The organism is Streptomyces californicus (assembly GCF_000717645.1).
GTDB lineage: Bacteria > Actinomycetota > Actinomycetes > Streptomycetales > Streptomycetaceae > Streptomyces > Streptomyces californicus.
On the sequence record NZ_JNZZ01000023.1, the window covers coordinates 64628 to 82525 of the forward strand.

The 17898-nt window shown below is 72.0% G+C and carries 18 protein-coding genes; 12 read left to right on the top strand and 6 right to left on the bottom strand.

Annotated elements, in window-relative coordinates:
- Window positions 1–339 precede the first annotated feature (339 nt).
- The 4 genes from lysA to IF19_RS0127405 form a co-directional block, all read right to left on the bottom strand.
- Window positions 340–1674, bottom strand: a complete 1335-nt coding sequence (lysA, locus tag IF19_RS0127390; protein WP_030112661.1) for a diaminopimelate decarboxylase — start codon at window positions 1672–1674, stop codon at window positions 340–342.
- A gap of 37 nt (window positions 1675–1711) precedes the next feature.
- On the bottom strand, window positions 1712–2257 hold the full coding sequence (locus tag IF19_RS1000000138955) for an SAV_915 family protein (protein WP_418952731.1): 546 nt from the start codon (window positions 2255–2257) through the stop codon (window positions 1712–1714).
- 399 nt (window positions 2258–2656) lie between these two features.
- Complete coding sequence (locus tag IF19_RS0127400; RefSeq protein ID WP_030192837.1) at window positions 2657–3247, bottom strand: hypothetical protein; 591 nt, start codon at window positions 3245–3247, stop codon at window positions 2657–2659.
- 49 nt (window positions 3248–3296) lie between these two features.
- Entirely contained in the window at window positions 3297–4121 is an 825-nt protein-coding gene (locus tag IF19_RS0127405; RefSeq protein ID WP_030112664.1) for a DUF4328 domain-containing protein, read from the bottom strand.
- Between the two features lie 586 nt (window positions 4122–4707).
- Between IF19_RS0127405 and melC1 the strand changes: the two genes are divergently transcribed.
- On the top strand, window positions 4708–5133 hold the full coding sequence (gene melC1, locus IF19_RS0127410) for an apotyrosinase chaperone MelC1 (RefSeq protein ID WP_030112665.1): 426 nt from the start codon (window positions 4708–4710) through the stop codon (window positions 5131–5133).
- A gap of 16 nt (window positions 5134–5149) precedes the next feature.
- Window positions 5150–5974: a tyrosinase family protein gene (locus tag IF19_RS0127415; protein WP_030112666.1), complete on the top strand. Its 825-nt coding sequence runs from the start codon at window positions 5150–5152 to the stop codon at window positions 5972–5974.
- A 109-nt stretch (window positions 5975–6083) separates the two neighbouring features.
- On the opposite strand, the gene IF19_RS0127420 is transcribed toward IF19_RS0127415, so the two are convergent.
- A complete protein-coding gene (locus tag IF19_RS0127420) occupies window positions 6084–7691 on the bottom strand; it encodes a beta-N-acetylhexosaminidase (protein ID WP_030112667.1) in 1608 nt (535 codons plus the stop codon).
- A gap of 455 nt (window positions 7692–8146) precedes the next feature.
- On the opposite strand from IF19_RS0127420, the gene IF19_RS0127425 reads away from it, so the two are divergent.
- The 10 genes from IF19_RS0127425 to IF19_RS0127470 all read left to right on the top strand — a co-directional run bounded on the left by IF19_RS0127425 (window position 8147) and on the right by IF19_RS0127470 (window position 15967).
- Window positions 8147–8734 (top strand): 2-oxo-4-hydroxy-4-carboxy-5-ureidoimidazoline decarboxylase, encoded by a 588-nt coding sequence (locus IF19_RS0127425; RefSeq protein ID WP_372340780.1) that lies wholly within the window; start codon window positions 8147–8149, stop codon window positions 8732–8734.
- 232 nt (window positions 8735–8966) lie between these two features.
- Window positions 8967–9347 (top strand): succinate dehydrogenase, cytochrome b556 subunit, encoded by a 381-nt coding sequence (sdhC, locus tag IF19_RS0127430; protein ID WP_030112669.1) that lies wholly within the window; start codon window positions 8967–8969, stop codon window positions 9345–9347.
- Window positions 9348–9352: 5 nt separating this feature from the next.
- Complete coding sequence (locus tag IF19_RS0127435) at window positions 9353–9835, top strand: succinate dehydrogenase hydrophobic membrane anchor subunit (protein WP_030112670.1); 483 nt, start codon at window positions 9353–9355, stop codon at window positions 9833–9835.
- Window positions 9836–9864: 29 nt separating this feature from the next.
- On the top strand, window positions 9865–11619 hold the full coding sequence (gene sdhA, locus IF19_RS0127440) for a succinate dehydrogenase flavoprotein subunit (RefSeq protein WP_030112671.1): 1755 nt from the start codon (window positions 9865–9867) through the stop codon (window positions 11617–11619).
- Entirely contained in the window at window positions 11619–12386 is a 768-nt protein-coding gene (locus tag IF19_RS0127445) for a succinate dehydrogenase iron-sulfur subunit (RefSeq protein WP_007458978.1), read from the top strand. Before sdhA ends, IF19_RS0127445 begins: the two co-directional genes overlap by 1 nt.
- A gap of 151 nt (window positions 12387–12537) precedes the next feature.
- Entirely contained in the window at window positions 12538–13134 is a 597-nt protein-coding gene (locus tag IF19_RS0127450; protein ID WP_030112672.1) for a chromosomal replication initiator protein DnaA, read from the top strand.
- Window positions 13135–13149: 15 nt separating this feature from the next.
- A complete protein-coding gene (locus tag IF19_RS0127455) occupies window positions 13150–14085 on the top strand; it encodes a hypothetical protein (RefSeq protein WP_030112673.1) in 936 nt (311 codons plus the stop codon).
- Between the two features lie 190 nt (window positions 14086–14275).
- Window positions 14276–14710, top strand: a complete 435-nt coding sequence (locus IF19_RS0127460) for a hypothetical protein (RefSeq protein WP_030112674.1) — start codon at window positions 14276–14278, stop codon at window positions 14708–14710.
- Between the two features lie 32 nt (window positions 14711–14742).
- Window positions 14743–15213 carry a thiol-disulfide oxidoreductase DCC family protein gene (locus IF19_RS01000000135025; RefSeq protein ID WP_229320437.1) on the top strand — a complete coding sequence of 157 codons (471 nt, stop codon included), beginning with the start codon at window positions 14743–14745 and terminating at the stop codon, window positions 15211–15213.
- A gap of 10 nt (window positions 15214–15223) precedes the next feature.
- A complete protein-coding gene (locus IF19_RS0127470; protein WP_030112676.1) occupies window positions 15224–15967 on the top strand; it encodes a TetR/AcrR family transcriptional regulator in 744 nt (247 codons plus the stop codon).
- Window positions 15968–16017: 50 nt separating this feature from the next.
- Here IF19_RS0127470 and IF19_RS0127475 read toward each other — a convergent pair whose 3' ends face one another.
- Complete coding sequence (locus IF19_RS0127475; RefSeq protein ID WP_030112677.1) at window positions 16018–17571, bottom strand: ABC transporter substrate-binding protein; 1554 nt, start codon at window positions 17569–17571, stop codon at window positions 16018–16020.
- Between the last annotated feature and the right edge of the window lie 327 nt (window positions 17572–17898).

Consider the following 17898-nt stretch of genomic DNA (forward strand, 5'->3'; position numbering starts at 1 on the left):
CCCGCGGGTTGAGCCTCCTTGACGGGGTCCATACGAGGACGGGGCCGCCTTTGACGCCGGTCTGACGCGGGTACGGAAACGGGTCCTCGCGCGGCTGCGCAGCGTGGCCGGGCGCGCTCGGCGTGGGTACGGAAACGGGGCCGGGTACGGCTGCGCAGCGTGGCCGGGCGCGCTCGACGCGGGCACGGAAACGGGCCCCCGCACCGCCGAACAGCGTGGCCGGGCGCGCTCGGCGCAGGTACGGAACCGGGCTCCGGCCCCGTACCCGCGCCGCCGCACCGCCCAGGCCCCCGCGCCGCTCAGGCCCCGGCGTCCCGCGCCCGGCGTCCGGCCTCTCGCTCAGGCCCCCACGTCGCGTCGTCGCAGGTCCTCCTGCGTCTCGCGCCGGATCAGCAGCCGGGCCGTACCGCCGTGGACCGCGACGACCGGCGGCCGGCCCACGAGGTTGTAGGCGGAGGCCATGGACACCTGGTAGGCGCCCGCCACCGGCACCGCGAGGAGATCGCCGGGGCGTACGTCCCCGGGCAGCGGGACGTCGGCGGCGAGGACGTCGCCCGCCTCGCAGTGGCGGCCCACCACCGTGGCCGCGACCGGTCCGGCGGTGGGGACGCGGCCGACCAGGCGGGGTGCGTAGCGGGCCCCGTACAGGGCGGGCCGGGGGTTGTCGCTCATGCCCCCGTCGACGGCGACGAACAGCGTCCGGCCGGTGTGCTTGACGGCGAGGACGCGGTACAGCGCCACCCCGGCCGGGGCCGCGATCGCCCTCCCCGGCTCGATGACCAGGCGCGGCACGGGCAGCCCCGCGACCGCGCAGCTCGCGGCGAGTTCGGCGGTGAGGCGGCGCGCGAGGGCGGTCGGATCGAGCGCGGGCTCGCCCGGCCGGTGGGCGACGCCGTGGCCGCCGCCCAGGTCGAGTTCGGGGAGGGTGACGCCGTGGCTCTCGTGTACGCGCGCCATCAGCCCGACCATGCGGCGCACGGCCACCAGGTACGGCTTCACGTCGGTGATCTGGGAGCCGATGTGGCAGTGCAGCCCGGTCAGTTCGAGGGAGCTCTGACCGAGCACCCGGGCGATGGCGTGCTGCGCCGAGCCGTCCGTGAGGGACAGGCCGAACTTCTGGTCCTCGGTTCCGGTACGGATCTTCTCGTGGCCGCCCGCCGCCACCCCGGGCACCACCCGCACCATCACCTTCTGGCGGCGGGCGGGCCCGGTGAGCGCGGCGATCCGGGCGATCTCCGAGGGGCTGTCGACGACGATCCGGCCGACGCCCAGCCGGAGCGCGGTCGCGAGGTCGCGGGGCGACTTCGCGTTGCCGTGCAGCACCATGCGCTCGGGCGGGAACCCGGCGGCGTGCGCGAGGTCGAGTTCACCGGCCGAACAGACGTCCAGGCCGAGCCCCTCCTCGTCGATCCAGCGCACTATCGCCCGGCACAGGAACGCCTTGGCCGCGTACAGGACGTCGGCTGCGGGGAAGGCCGCGCGGTAGGTCCGGCACCGGGTCCGTATCTCGTCCTCGTCCACCACGTAGGCGGGGGTGTCGAAGCGGTCGGCGGTCTCGGCGAGGGAGACCCCGCCGACGCTCAGGTGCCCGTGCGGGAGCCGGGCCGTGGAGGCCGGCCAGACGGAGAGGTCGTCCGGCGCGGTGGGGAGGCGGGTGGGCAGAAGCTCGGTCATGACGGCGACTCCTCGGGGGCGGGGAACGGGGCGCGGGTCACCGGACGACGCGGGTGGGCAGCAGGTCGCCGCCCGCCGGTGCGCGGGTGACGGCCGGGGCCGAGAGCGCCGGGTCGACGACGACCCGGTCGACGCCGAGCGGCTCGACGAGCAGGCGCAGGGCGGGCTCGGCGAGCCGGATCGCGGCGTGGCCGGCCCCGAGGGTCGCGGTCAGCAGGTCGCGCGCGGTGAAGCCGACGGCGGTGCGCTCGCCCAGCGGCGTACGGAACATCCGCAGTACGGGCCCGGCGTCGGTCGCACGGACGGGCACGAAGAGGAGCCCGGGGCGGGGGCGCGCGTCACGGGCCGGGGCGTCGGCCCGCGCCCGGCCGGCACCGGCCGGGGCTGTGCCGTGAGCACGGTCCGGGGCCGCGCTGCGGGCGTGCTCCTGGGCGGCGCTCCGGACCAGGGCCGCGCTCCGGGCCTGGACCGTGCTCGGGGCCTGGGCCGTGCCCCGGGTGCGGTCGGCGGGTTCGCCGGGGTCCGGTTCGTCGGGGTCCGGTTCGTCGGGGTCCGGTTCGTCGTCGTACGAGATGAGGCACACGGGCTTCCTCCGGGGGCAGGGGCGGCCGTCGTCCGACCGCACGACGCCGAAGCTATGCCCGGCCCCGCCCCCTGAGCCCTGCCGCCTGACGCGTTGTTGACGGCCGCCGCCCGGTTCATACGCATCGCTGACGGGCACGGCGCCGACACGCGGCCGTGAAGCCCCGCCGCACGGCCGACACTCCGCGCCCTCCCCCCACCCGCGCGGCCCGCCCTCACCGACTCGGGCCGGCCGCACTCGCCCGCGCCCATACGCCGCCTCAGCCCGGCGCCGGGGCCGGCCCCGCCCGTACGCCACCCCGGCCCGGGTGCTCAGCCCCACCCGCCCCCACCGCCGCAGACGCAGCCCGCAGACGCAGCCCACAGCCGTCCCCCGGCCGGCCCCGAAGCCCCCAGGGGCTCAGCCCCGGACGCGTGCCCGGCGGGACATCACCGCGCGCAGGACGCGGCGGCCCTCCGTGGACAGGTCCAGCGCCTTGCGGAGGCCCGCGCCGCTGCCCGTCGTGCCGGAGGTCTCGGCGAGGATCTCCAGGATGCGGACCTGGCGCTCCAGCTCCCCCGCGACCAGCGGGCCCAGGGCGGCCGGTTCGCCGGTGCGGGCGGCCTCGACCAGGTCGTCCCCGTCCTCCGCCCGGCCCCCGTCCGGAGCGTCGAACCGCCCGTGGACGCGGAGCGCGACCAGCGAACAGAGGTCGGCCCACTCCCGCAGCGCGGGGGCGGCGAAGTCGGAGGGAGCGGTGGCCAGGGAGGCCCGTACGAGCGCGGCCGGGTCATCGGCGCCCGGGACCGCCCCGGCGTCGGCGTCCAGCTCCCTGCGCACCGACGCGAGCCGGTTGGCCCAATCCCGACCCTCCTCGCAGCTCGCCCAGAGCGGGCGCAGGGGCTCGGTCCCGGCGCCCGCGAGCAGCGGCAGGCACCGGTCCAGGCAAGCCACGGCAGCGGCGGCCAGGGTGCGCTCATCGGCTCGCTCGATCAGTTCCAACAGACTCATCGACGTCTCCCTCGGTCTACCGACTACAGCGCCGAATGGCTGAAAATCGTCACTTTAGGGGAGCGTCCGACACGGCCGGCACAGAATTCACGGCGCGGGCGGCCCGTTCGACCTGCATCCGGGTGAGCGCGCGGACGAAGAGGATGGCGAGGACGGCGGCGACGATGTCCAGCGCGTCGCTGGCCACCACCAGGCCCGCGGCCCGCGCGACCTCCTCGGGCTCGAAGGCCCGCGACCAGATCTTTTCGGCGACGCGGGTGGCGAGCAGGCTCAGGACCCACGCGCCCCACCAGAGCTTGAGCGGGGTCTTGGGCACCGTGCGCCACCCGTCGCCCGGCCCGGTCTGCGCGCTGGCCTCCCACACCCCGCTCGCGACGCGGTAGGGGATCCAGAGGTTGGCGATCGGGACGAACCAGCCACCGATCGCCCAGCCGGGGCCCAGCCGCTGCACTCCGGCGTGGAAGACCTCGGCGTTCCGGCGGGTGCGGTGGAACCAGACGACGAAGACGATGGCCGTGACCACCAGCGCCGTGCCCTGCACGAGGGCCGCGAGCACGAAATACCGCTCGGCGATCTGGGCCGCGCGCATGTGGACGTCCGGGGAGCCGCCCTCCGCCAGGGCGCCCCAGCGGCTCCGCACCCGCAGCCCGGTGACGACGGCGAACACGTCGGCGGCGATGACCACCCCGAGCAGCACCGTCACGGCCCGCGCGAGGGCGACGGGCGAGCGCGGCCAGGCGCCGGCGGTCCAGCCGCCCGGCCCGGGCACCGGGGCCATCAGCCCGCCGGGCAGCGGCGGGCGGGTTCCCGAGCAGAAGGTGCACAGGTCGTCGGCCGTGACGGCCGTTCTGGTACGGCAACGGGTACAGAGCATGAAGCGGTCCCCCCAGGACGCGGTGCGGTACGGATGCACGGGTGCACGGCCGCGCGCCCTCCCCGGGAACACGCGGCCGACGACATGGCGCGCCCGGCGTTCGCCGGGCTGTCAGCCCCGCATCCTCGCAGGTGAGCGGGGTGAGGAACAGGGCGTTACACGTCGGGCGGCATCGACGGGGAGCGCCGGCGACCGCATCCGCCCTCCTCCGCCCCCTCGCCGCACCGACCATCCGCCCCTCCAGCAGAATCAGCACGAAGCAGGCATACCGAACCGACTCTTTCCGGTCAGGTCTAAACCATTGACGGGCCGTACAACACCGCACCACCGACCGAAGGATCTTCACAGACCGGGCACATCAACCGTGCGATATGCGGTCCAGCCCGCCGCATCCCACACTCTCCGTACCCGGGCCACCTCGGCGACACGCTCACGTCACCCATGCGACCTGCACCGATGTGTCCGTAAGAGAGCCAACCGCGCGTGACCTCCTTCAGCGGGCGTCACTCCCCGTGTAGACATGGCCGAGGCGGCCCCGGCCCACCCGAGAGGCCGCCTCAGCCATGTTCTGGAGGGAAATTCAGCCATGTCCAGACCCACCCGCCGTCAGGCCATCGGAGTCGCCACCGGCGCGGCCGCGAGCATCGCGCTCGTCGGTACGGCCGCCACGTCCCCGGGCGCCGCGTCCGCCGCACCCGGGAAGACGGAGGCCCCCGCCCCGGGGCCCGCGCCCTTCGACGAGGTGTTCCAGGGCCGCCGCATCGAGGGCGCGCCCGCCGCGGCTGACGCCCATGCCCATGGCCAGGCACATGCCCAGGGGCACGCCGGGAACGACGCCGTCTACCGGGTGTGGATCGACGGCCGCGAACTCCATGTGATGCAGCACGGAAGCAGCGGCTGGAGCAGCGCGATCAACCACTACGAGAGGTTCGCGACCCCGCTCGACACCGCGCGCACCGCGGTCGCCTCCCTCAAGGGCGCCCACGTCGTCCCGTTCGACCACACCGCCTGAGCCGGGAGCAGCGACCATGACCGTACGCAAGAACCAGGCGGACCTCACGGCCTCCGAGAAGGGTGCCTTCGTCGCCGCCGTCCTCGGGATGAAGCGCAAGGGCGTGTACGACGAGTTCGTCTCCACCCACCGCACCCGGTTCGCGACCGACATGAACACCGGCGTGTACGTCGGCCATTTCGGCCCGTCGTTCCTGCCCTGGCACCGCAAGTTCCTCATCGACTTCGAGCGCGAGCTCCAGAAGTTCGACCCCTCGGTGTCGATCCCCTACTGGGACTGGACCGCGGACAACACCGTCGCCTCCTCCCTCTGGGCGCCGGACTTCCTCGGCGGCACCGGCCGCCCCCTGGACGACCAGGTGATGGACGGCCCCTTCGCCTACTCCGCCGGCGACTGGCAGATCAACGTCCAGGTCGACAGCCGCGCGTTCCTCGCCCGCAACCTCGGCCACCGCGTCTCCACGCTCCCGACGAGGGCCGAGGTGGACTCCGCCCTCGCCATCCCCACCTACGACTCCGCCCCGTTCCGCGACGGTTCGGCCGGGTTCCGCTCCGCGCTGGAGGGGTCGGCCGGGTACATGAGCATGCACAACCGCGTGCACACCTGGGTCTGGGGCCAGATGGAGTCCAGCGTCTCCCCGAACGACCCGGTGTTCTGGCTGCACCACGCGTTCGTCGACAAGCTGTGGGCCGACTGGCAGGCGCTCCACCCGACCGCCGCCAAGTACCTCCCGGCCGGGGGCACGGCCGATGTGATCGACCTGAACGAGACCATGCCCCCGTTCCCGGCCACGACCCCGCAGGACATGCTGGACCACACCCCCTTCTACACCTACGCCTGACCGCCCTGCGGAAACGTTCCGCCGCCGCTCCCGTCGTCGTGACACGGCGGGGGCGGCGGCGGACGTCGCGTACGGCGTGGGACGGCGGTCCGGCCCCCGCCGCGGGGGTTCACCCCGCGCTGCCGGTCCGCTTCGCCAGCTCCTGGAACTCCGCCCAGCTCAGCGCGGGCTTCCGCGGGTCCCACAGCTTCTGCGAGGTGGCCACCAGCGGCATCTCGATCCCCTGCGCCACCTGCTCGGTGGTCTGCGCGTTCGCCAGGTCGCCCCAGACGGCGAACCGGCCGCCGAGGATCTGCTTCGAGTAGCGCTCGGCCACGGGCTCGGTGCCGCGCATGACCAGCGGGGTCCACTGCTCGTAGATCCGCTTGCCCGTCGGGTAGGCGAAGTCGTTCGGCTCGCCGAGCACGTAGTAGAGGAACTCGTCGTTGAGGTTCAGCATCTTGTAGCCCGCGGCCAGGTACTCCTGCGGCGGGCGGACGCCGTACTCCTTGCCGGTCCAGTACTCGATCTCGATGTTCTCGTCCGCCTTGACCTTCGTGCCCCGGAAGAGGCCGTCGTTCCACGCCTTGGCGGTCCGGCCCTTGGGGACGACGACGTCGGCGCGGTCGTTCAGCCAGCTCGTGGCCAGGTCCTCGATGGTGGCCCCGGCGCCGTGCTTCCTCTCGGCCGCCCGCTGGAGCTGCGGGTAGGAGGCGGCCGGGTTCTGGACGACCAGCGCCTGGTACTCGTCCGCGCCCAGGTGCCAGTAGCGGCCCGGGAACAGCTCGGTGTACTCGTCGAGCAGCTCGTCGATGAGCTTGGCCGCGCCCGGCTTGGAGATGTCGACGGACCCCTGCGACGCGACACCGGCCGTGTTGCGCAGCTGGAGGTCGGGGTGGGCGGCGAGCACCGCGCCGAGGTGTCCGGGCGAGTCGATCTCGGGGACGACCTCGATGTGCCGGCTGTTGGCGAGGCCGACGATGCGGCGGACCTCGTCCTGGGTGAGGGCCTCGTCGGAGACCACTTCGGGGTGGGACTTCGACTCGATGCGGAACGCCTGGTCGTCGGAGAAGTGCAGACCGAGCTGGTTCAGCTTGAGATCGCCCATCTCGCGTATGCGGTCCTCGATCCACTCCGCGCTGTAGTGCTTGCGCGCGATGTCGAGGTTGAGCCCGCGCTGCGGTCGGTCCGGCCGGTCGTTGACGACGCCCTCGGGCACGGCGCCGTCCGCCTTCAGGGACTGCTTGAGCGTCCGGGTGCCGTAGAAGACGCCGGACTCGTCGGGCCCGGTGATCCGCACCCTCCGGTCGCGCACGGTGAGCGTGTACGACTCGGCGGGCCCCGCGTCCTTGCCGCCGAGGGCCAGCTCGACGTCGCCCGCCTTCGCCGGTTCGGCGCCCCGGTAGCGGATCTTCAGCTCGTCGGCGAGCAGCCGCGCCTCGTCGGCCAGGACCTGGCTGCCCTTGGCGATGACGACCCCGCTGCCCTTGCCGGGCTGCCAGCCGGGACCGCGGGCGGCGGTGTGCTCGCGCACGGCGGGGATCGCGCTCGGCGTGCTGGACATCGGATAGCTGCGGGTCGGCGAGGGGGCGGCCTCGGCGGAGGTGCCGGAGGGCGACGCCGTGTCGCCGGACGGGCCGCTGCCGGAGCCTTCCGGCCAGACGACGACGGTGAGGACGACGGCGGCCGCGGCCGTGACGGCCGCGCCGGTGACGAGGGCACCACGCGAGGGCGACATCGGAAGGGTTCCTCCATTGTGGGGGGATGTGCGCGGGAAAAGAGTGAAGAGATGGAGAAATAGGTGAGCCGGATGCAAGATTGGCACTTTTGTCCCGGACTCGCCCAGTGAGGACATCGAGGCGGCGGGCAGGCCCCGGCCCCGCGCTGGTCAGGCGTCCATCACACGTTCCGAAACTCTCCCGTTCGGGTGATTGTTCAGCGGCTCGCCGGGCGTCGCGCGCCCGGCCTCGCTAGCGTTGCGGCACATTCGTTCCTCGCTCCACTCGCACACCCATTCCCCTCCTGCGGATCTCACTCCCCGGCCGGGCAACCCCGCCGCCCCCGGACCTGTCTTCCCAGGACGGAGGGTCCTGTTTCCGAGACCGCGGAGCCCCCTCCCGGGACCACGGAGTCCCAGCCGCCGTTGATCACGAGGAGTCCACGCTGTCCAGGTCCAGCGAGTCCCCCGCCGGCCTGCCGAAGCAACCCAAGCCCCCGGCAGGCCGGTCGGCCGTGCCCGTGCAGCCGCGCCCTCCGGCGCCGGGCGGGGGCCCGGGCGCGGAGCACGCCGGCGCCCCGCCGGATGATCATGCCGTGGGCCTGGCCCATTTCAACAGCCTCCCCTTCGCCGCCGCAGAGGCGGCCTTCCTGGAGTGCTGCGGAAGCCTGCGGTGGGCGCACCGCATGGCCGCCCACCGCCCCTACCCCGATCTCGGCGCCCTACTGGCCGCGTCCGACGAGGCGGGCTACGACCTCGCGCCCGGCGACATCGCGGAGGCCCTGGTCGCCGAGCCGGCCACCTGCCTGCACCACGACGCGCCCCGCGCCGCCCATCTGGCGCTGCGGGCCGCGCACGCGGCGTACGAGAGCCGGTTCGGCCACGCCTTCGTGATCTGCCTGGACTCCTACGCGCCCTCCCAGCACGTGGACCAGGTGCTGGCCGGCATCCGGGTCCGGCTGGCGCACGAGGTGGACGAGGAGCGGGCCGTGACCGCCGAGGAGCTGCGCCGACTCGCCCGGAGCCGGATCGTGGAGCTGGTCACGGCGGACCCCGGCCGGTAGACCGGCCCGGCGCGGCCCGCCCCGGCGGGGCCTCGGATCCGGCACGACCGGCGCGCCCGGCTCTAGCCCGTACGTGCCTGTTTGATTGCCGGTTTGATCACACCGGAGGCCCCGGCGCGAACGAACCGACAATGCGTCGCTACGATGGCCGGGGCCGGTGGACCGTACCCGGCCGGGTCAGACCGACAGTCAAGCCGGCCGACCCCAATCCCCGCTCCCGGAGGGTTCTTCCGTGCCGGCTGGAACGCTGTACCGCGGCCGGGAAGGCATGTGGTCCTGGGTGGCTCATCGAGTCACCGGTGTCCTCATTTTCTTCTTCCTGTTCGTACATGTCCTGGACACCGCACTCGTCCGCGTATCCCCCGAGGCGTACGACGACGTCGTGGCCACCTACAAGACGTGGCCCGTCGCGTTCCTCGAATACGGCCTCGTGGCCGCGATTCTCTTCCACGCGCTGAACGGTCTGCGGATCATCGCCGTGGACTTCTGGGCCAAGGGCCCGCGCCTCCAGAAGCAGATGCTCTGGACCGTGGTGGGCATCTGGATCGTGCTGATGGTCGGGGCGCTCTACCCCGTCCTCGGTCACGCCGTACGCGATCTCTTCGGGAGCTGAGGCCCATGTCCAGCGAGACCTCTTCCGCAGCCGCGATCGGCGACGTCGAGGGCGTGAGCCTGTACGACGTCGACCACCCGGCCCCGGTGATCGAGCCCCCGCGCAAGCGCACGGGCAAGACCCCGAAGGCCACGCGCGGCAACTTCGAGATGTACGCCTGGCTCTTCATGCGCCTGTCGGGCATCGTCCTGGTCGTCCTCGTCATCGGCCACCTGCTGATCCAGCTGGTGCTCGACGGCGGCGTCTCCAAGATCGGCTTCGCCTTCGTGGCGGGCCGCTGGGCCTCGCCGTTCTGGCAGGTCTGGGACCTGCTGATGCTGTGGCTCGCCATGCTCCACGGCGCCAACGGCCTCCGTACGGTCATCAACGACTACGCCGAACGGGACAACACCCGCTTCTGGCTGAAGATGCTCCTGTACACCGCCACGGTGTTCACCGTCCTGCTGGGCACGCTGGTGATCTTCACCTTCGACCCGAACATTCGCTAGGCGCCGGGACAGAGGGACCAGAGGAAACCATGCAGATCCACAAGTACGACACCGTCATCGTCGGCGCCGGCGGCGCCGGCATGCGCGCGGCCATCGAGGCCACCAAGCGCAGCCGTACCGCCGTGCTGACGAAGCTCTACCCCACCCGCTCCCACACGGGCGCCGCGCAGGGCGGCATGGCCGCCGCGCTGGCCAACGTGGAGGAGGACAACTGGGAGTGGCACACCTTCGACACGATCAAGGGCGGTGACTACCTGGTCGACCAGGACGCCGCCGAGATCCTCGCGAAGGAGGCCATCGACGCCGTCCTCGACCTGGAGAAGATGGGCCTGCCGTTCGGCCGCACGCCCGAGGGCCGGATCGACCAGCGCCGCTTCGGCGGTCACACCCGCAGCCACGGCGAGGCCCCGGTCCGCCGCGCCTGCTACTCGGGCGACCGCACCGGCCACATGATCCTCCAGACGCTGTACCAGAACTGCGTCAAGGAGGGCGTGGAGTTCTTCAACGAGTTCTACGTCCTGGACCAGCTGATCACCGAGGTCGACGGGGTCAAGAAGTCCGCCGGCGTCGTCGCGTACGAGCTGGCGACCGGCGAGATCCACGTCTTCCAGGCGAAGTCGGTCATCTACGCCTCCGGCGGCACCGGCAAGTTCTTCAAGGTGACGTCGAACGCCCACACCCTGACCGGTGACGGCCAGGCCGCCTGCTACCGGCGCGGCCTGCCGCTGGAGGACATGGAGTTCTTCCAGTTCCACCCGACGGGCATCTGGCGCATGGGCATCCTGCTGACGGAGGGCGCCCGCGGTGAGGGCGGCATCCTCCGCAACAAGGACGGCGAGCGCTTCATGGAGAAGTACGCGCCGGTCATGAAGGACCTCGCGTCCCGTGACGTCGTCTCGCGCTCCATCTACACGGAGATCCGTGAGGGCCGCGGCTGCGGTCCCGCCGGCGACCACGTGTACCTGGACCTGACGCACCTGCCGCCGGAGCAGCTGGACGCCAAGCTCCCGGACATCACGGAGTTCGCGCGGACCTACCTCGGCATCGAGCCCTACACGGACCCGATCCCGATCCAGCCGACCGCGCACTACGCCATGGGCGGCATCCCGACCAACGTCGAGGGCGAGGTGCTGGCCGACAACACCACCGTCGTCCCGGGCCTGTACGCCGCCGGCGAGGTCGCCTGTGTCTCCGTGCACGGCGCCAACCGCCTGGGCACCAACTCGCTGCTCGACATCAACGTCTTCGGCAAGCGCTCCGGCATCGCGGCCGCCGAGTACGCGGCCAAGAGCGACTTCGTCGAGCTGCCCGAGAACCCGGCCCAGCTCGTCGCCGACCAGGTGGAGCGGCTGCGCGACTCCACCGGCACCGAGCGCGTCGCGACGCTGCGCACGGAGCTCCAGGAGTGCATGGACGCCAACGTGATGGTCTTCCGCACCGAGCAAACCATCAAGACGGCGGTCGCCAAGATCGCCGAGCTGCGCGAGCGGTACCTCAACGTGTCCGTCCAGGACAAGGGCAAGCGGTTCAACACCGACCTGCTGGAGGCCATCGAGCTGGGCAACCTGCTCGACCTGGCCGAGGTCATGGCGGTCTCCGCGCTCGCCCGCAAGGAGTCCCGCGGCGGTCACTACCGCGAGGACTACCCCAACCGCGACGACGTCAACTTCATGCGCCACACCATGGCGTACCGCGAGGTGGCCGCCGACGGCGCCGAGTCGATCCGGCTCGACTACAAGCCGGTCGTGACGACCCGCTACCAGCCGATGGAGCGTAAGTACTGATGGCTACCCCGACCCTGGACAAAACCGACAACGCCGAGGCCGGCTTCGCCGACTCGCCGTTCATCACGGCCACGTTCCGGATCCGCCGCTTCAACCCCGAGGTGTCGGACGAGGTCCAGTGGCAGGACTTCCAGATCGAGATCGACCCGAAGGAGCGCGTCCTCGACGCCCTTCACAAGATCAAGTGGGAGCTCGACGGAACCCTGACGTTCCGCCGTTCCTGCGCCCACGGCATCTGCGGCTCCGACGCGATGCGGATCAACGGCAAGAACAGGCTCGCCTGCAAGACGCTGATCAAGGACATCAACCCGGACAAGCCGATCACGGTGGAGGCCATCAAGGGCCTCACGGTCCTCAAGGACCTCGTGGTCGACATGGACCCGTTCTTCCAGGCGTACCACGACGTCATGCCCTTCCTCATCACCAAGGGGAACGAGCCGACCCGCGAGCGCCTGCAGTCCCCCGAGGACCGCGAGCGGTTCGACGACACCACCAAGTGCATCCTGTGCGCCGCGTGCACGTCCTCGTGCCCGGTGTTCTGGAACGACGGCCAGTACTTCGGCCCGGCGGCGATCGTCAACGCGCACCGCTTCATCTTCGACTCGCGCGACGAGGCCGGCGAGCAGCGGCTGGAGATCCTGAACGACCGGGACGGCGTGTGGCGCTGCCGCACCACGTTCAACTGCACGGACGCCTGCCCCCGTGGCATCGAGGTCACCAAGGCGATCCAGGAGGTGAAGCGCGCGCTCATCACGCGTCGCTTCTGACCCCCTCGTCACACCGGTGACGTCACCAGGCCCCGCCCCCGCAGCCCCACCGCTGCCGGGAGCGGGGCCTGTTGCTGCACGGGGCCCTCGGGGGCGGTACGGTCGGCGGAGTCGAAGACCGAAGTAAGAAGTGAACAGAACGGGGACAGTCGTGAGCGACCCGAATCCGCCGGCGGGCGACGCGTACACGTGGGGCCCTCCCCAGCAGCCCGGCCACCAGCCCACCGTCGCGGACGGCCAGGCGTACGGCTACCCCGCCCAGGGCGCCCCGGCCTACGGCTATCCCCAGCCGCTGCCGGAGTCCGCGACCGAGCCCGGCCCCGGTTACGGGTACCCGCAGTACGCCCAGCCGACGATGCCCGGCCCGTACCTTCCGGCGCCCCAGGGCGTGCCCGGTCAGCACGGGATGCCGATGCTGTCGATCGGCGACATCACCGTCATGGGCGACGCGATCGTCACCCCGTCCGGGACGATGCCGCTCAAAGGCGCGGTCTGGACGGCGACGGACATGTCGCGGACCGAGGAGAAGATCCCGACGCACGCGGTCGTGCTGGCGATCGTCTTCGCCCTGTTCTGCCTGGTCGGCCTGTTGTTCCTGCTGATGAAGGAGAAGCAGACGACCGGCTTCGTCCAGGTCACGGTCACCAGCGGCGGCCGGCACCACGCCACGATGATCCCCGCGACGGGCCCGCACACCTTCCCCGCGATCATGGCCCAGCTCAACCAGGCCCGCTCCCTGAGCGTCTGACCCCGCCGGGCTCCCATGACACGTCTCACGCACACGGTCACCGTCGCGCCGCTGGACCGCGGCTGGTTCGAGGAGGCGGCCGGCACACTGGTGGACCTCCTCGACGGCTCCCGGGCGCGCGCGGACGGTTCGGTCCTGCTGGCCGACGGGCGGGCGGTGGCGGGCCTCCGGCTGCTGAAGGGACGTCACCTGCGGGCGGGGGCACGGTACGGGGAGACCCCGAAGCCGGTGAAGCCCGGCGCTGACGGCCGCGTCCCGGCGGGCTCCGGAACGGCCGGCGCGGCAGACGGCTTGGCCCGCCCCGGAACGGCCGGCGCCGGCGCGGCGGGCGGCTCCTCGGGCCCCGGCGCGTCCGGCGGGGTCCCGGCGCCCGGCCCGTCCGCGACGGTCGGGGCCGTCGTCCTGCGCGCGTGGCGGCCGGCGCACTCCGTCGAGGTGGAGAGCCGGGTCGCGGAGGACGGCCTGGCGCTGCGCCTGAAGGTGCGGCTGAGCGAGCCCCGCAGGCCCCGGGCGCTGGGCCTCTCCCTTTCCGGGCACCGGCCCGACCGCGGCTCGCTGTACCGCTTCTCCGGGCGCGGCGCCGCCGATCTCGCCGCCTGGTGGGCGGCGGTGGACCGGCTTCCCTCCCCTCTTCCGGCCGCCCGGCCCCCCGTCACCGCGCGGGCGGCGCACCGGCTGGCCAAGGCCCGCCTCACGGTCACCCCGTACCCGGCCGACGACGGCTCCTGGCGGATCTCCGTCGTGCTGAGCGTGCGCGGGCGGTGGCTGCTGCGGCCGGTGGGCGCGGTGGCGCTGTTCTTCGCCCGCCGTCCCGTCGAGCGGGGCTTCCGTGAGGCGGTGGAGAACGCGGCCGCGCAGTGGAACACGGCGCTCGCGGAGCTGACGCCCCGGCACGGCGAGGCGCTGCGCGCGGAGATCGCCGACGCGCTGACGGAGACGGAGCCGGGGTAGACCGTCCCGGGCGGGCCGGCGGATGCGGGCGGGCCGACGGATCCGTGGGGGCCTGCGGACATCGGCGGCCCCGAGGCCCGGTGAGCCACCTCCGGTAGTTGCCACACGGACCCCTTCTTGAACATGTTCAAGAAGGGGTCTACAGTCATGCCCACACAGCAATTTGAACGCGTTCAAAGGAGGGTGGGGCATGGACCTCACTGTGGTCGCGTACGTCATCTACCTGCTCGTCAGCGTGGCGCTCACCGTCTGGGTCGCCCGCACCCTCAGCCGTAACGGGCGGGTCTTCCTCGCCGACGTACTGCGCGGGAGCGAGAAGCTCGCCGACGCCGTCAACCACCTGCTGGTGGTCGGCTTCTACCTGGTCAACCTCGGGTTCGTCGCGCTCTACCTCAAGAACGCCGACGGGGTCACCACCGCCCGCGAGCTGTTCGAGGCGCTCTCGGTCAAGGTGGGCGTGGTCCTGCTGGTGCTCGGCGTGATGCACCTGGGCAACGTGTGGGTGCTCAGCCGGATCCGCCGGCGCGGCGCGCTGGAGCGCGAGCAGACCCCGCCCGTGGAGCCGCAGGGCTGGACTCCCCCGGGCGCCCAGGGCCCGTGGACCGCCCCCGCGACCGGGCGGTGAGCCCGGTGGCCGACGACGCGCCCCCGGCGGCGGTGCCGGGCCCCGCACCCTACGCCGCCGCCGGGCCCGTCCCCGTACGCCGGGCGGCCGCCCCCGTCCGCCGGCTGACCGTGCTCTACGACGCGCGGTGCCCGCTCTGCGTCCATCTGCGGGGCTGGCTCCAGCGGCAGCGGCAGCTCGTCCCGCTCGACCTCGTCCCGGCCGGATCGGCGGAGGCCGTGCGGCGGTTCCCGGAGCTGGACCACGCGGCGACGCTCCGGGAGATCACCGTCGTCGGCGACCTGGGGCAGGTCTACCGGGAGACCGCCGCCTGGATCGTCTGCCTGTGGGCGCTGGCCGAGTACCGCTCGCGGGCCCACTGGCTGACCACCCCGGCCGGGCGGCCCTTCGCCCGGGGGACCGTGCTGGCGGCCGCCCGCTACCGCGCGATGGCCGTGCCGCCCTGCGCCCCCGGGAGCACCGCGTGCGCCACCCCGCCGGGCGGGGCGCGAGGGCCCCGATAACCTTGGGCCCGTGGTGAAGGAAGAGAAGAACGTGCAGGAGAACAAGCCGGCCAAGGCCGCGAAGAGCGAGCAGACCCGCACGCTGATTCTCGAAACGGCGCTCCGGCTCTTCGCGGAGCGGGGCTACGACCGGACGACCATGCGGGCCATCGCCCAGGAGGCGGGCGTCTCGGTCGGCAACGCCTACTACTACTTCGCCTCGAAGGAGCACCTGGTCCAGGGCTTCTACGACCGGATCGCCGGTGAGCACGCCGAGGCGGTCCGGCCGGTGCTGGAGGGCGACCGGGACCTGGCCGTACGGATCAGGGGCGTGCTGCTCGGCTGGCTGGACGTGGCGGAGCCGTACCACCGCTTCGCCTCGCAGTTCTTCAAGAACGCGGCCGACCCCGACAGCCCGCTCTCCCCGTTCTCCGGCGACTCCTCCGCGGCGCGGGACGCGGCGATCTCCATCCACGAGCGGTGCCTCGCCGGGGCCGACGTCAAGAGCGATCCGCAACTGGCCCCGCTGCTGCCGCAGTTGATGTGGCTGATGCAGATGGGCCTGGTGCTCTACTGGGTGTACGACCGCAGCGAGGGCGCCGAGCGCAGCCGACGCCTGGTCGAGCGGACCGCGCCGATCGCCGCGCGGGCCATCTCGCTCTCCCGGTTCCGGGTGCTGCGCCCGCTGGTGCGGCAGATCCACGGCCTGCTCGTGGAGTTCCTCCCGGAGACGGCGACGGCCGGGGCGCGGGGCCCCGGCCGTTCCACCGACTGATCCGGCCGCTCCGGCCGGGCGGGCCGGTCAGGCCCGCCGAGCCGGGCGGGTCAGATCCGGCTCAGCTCCCACAGCCGCCAGGTGCCGGTGCCGTCGGAGAGGTACTGGGAGCCGGCGACGTCGGCCTTGGCGACGACGTAATCCTTCTTCTGCCACAGCGGCAGCAGCGGGACGTCCTCGCCGACCAGCGCCTGCATCTGCTTGAAGTCGTTCGACGTGCGGCTGCGGTCGCTGAACTGCTGCGTGGCGGCGATCAGCTGGTCCATCTTCTTGCTGGAGTAGCCGCTGTGGAGGACGTTCCCGGTGCCGACGAGCGGCTGGCTGAAGGTGTCGGGGTCCGGGAAGTCGGGGAACCAGCCGACGGTGTACATGTCGAACTTGCCGGCCGCGTACTCCTTCTGGTACTTCGTCCACTCCACGGCCTTGACGGAGACCTTGAACAGGCCGTCCTTCTCCATCTGACGGCGCAGCTCCTCCGTCTCCTTGGTGTACATGTCGCCCTCGCGGTAGGCGAAGTTGACGGCGACCGGCAGTTCCACCCCCGCCTGCTGGAGCAGCTTCCGGGCCCGCTTGGGGTCGGGCGACGGGTAGGTGTCGAAGAAGGGGGTGCTGTGGCCGATGAAGCCGGTGGGGATCAGCGAGTAGAGCGGATCGACGGTCCCCTGGTAGACCTTCCGCACCAGCGGGCCCCGGTCGAGGAGCGCGGCGACGGCCTGGCGGACCTTCTTCTCGTCGAACGGCGAACCGGTACGGGAGTTGAAGATGATGTTGCGGATCTCGGCGCTGGCGGCCTCGGTCACTCGTACGTCGGGGTCGTTCTGGTCGAGCTCGGCGAGCGTCTCGGAGGGGAGCTGGCGGTGGGCGATGTCCACGTCACCGGCGTCCCACGAGGTCTGGAGCTCCTCGGACGTCTTGAAGTAGCTGATGTCGACCGCTTCGCCGGTCTTCTTGAGCGCGCCCTTGTACTTGAGGTTCGGGACCAGTTCGGCGCTCTTGTTGTGCTCGTACGACTTCAGGACGTACGGGCCGGAGCCGTCGACCTGGTTGCCCTTGCGGAGCTTGTCCTTCGGGTACATGGAGGAGTCGACGATCGCCGCGGCGCCGGTGGCGATCTTCTGCGGGAAGGTCGCGTCCTTGGCGGAGAGGTTGAACGTGATCGTCCGGCCCTCGGTCGTGACCGTGTCGAGCGTGGGGAAGAGACCCGCGGGACCGACATCCGAATTGATCTTGAAGATCCGGTCGAAGGAGTGCTTGACGTCCTTGGCGGTGATCTTGCGACCGTTGGTGAAGGTCAGGTCGTCACGGAGCTTGCACTGGTACGTCTGGAGCTTCTGCCCGACGAACCCGCAGCTCTCGGCGGCGTCCGGCTCCGGCGTGACGGCCCCGGGCTTGAAGGTCATCAGCGACTGGTAGATGTTGCTGTAGATCGCCCAGGAACCGGCGTCGTAGGCGCCGGCCGGGTCGAGCGAGGTGACGACGTCCGAGGTCCCGACTCTGATCGCGTCGGTCTTCGCCTCCCCCGACGGGAGCAGTTGCCAGGCACCGACGCCCGCTATGACCAATACCGCGAGAATCGCGAGAATCCGTACCCGGACCGACCGCATTGCCGTGCTCTCCCTTGCCAAACCCCACCTCGGCGGTGGCGTTCAGGACGCGCACATCGCCGCATGTTCGCGCTCACCCAATCACACGATTTTCACATCTGGAAGAGTAAATGGGGCACTCACAGCCTTTTGTTGGACACGATCCGGAAACTCTGTCCGAAAAGGCTGTTTCCTGTCTTCTACCTGCGGGTTTATGTAGCTGACGGTGACCCTGCGGTGTGGATTTCATGATGACCGGCCCGGGGCTCCGGAGTCGTCGCACCCGCAACGGAGCCACGCCCCGGAGGAGTTGTGGAACCAGGGCGTGTCCGGCGGATCGGACGCCCC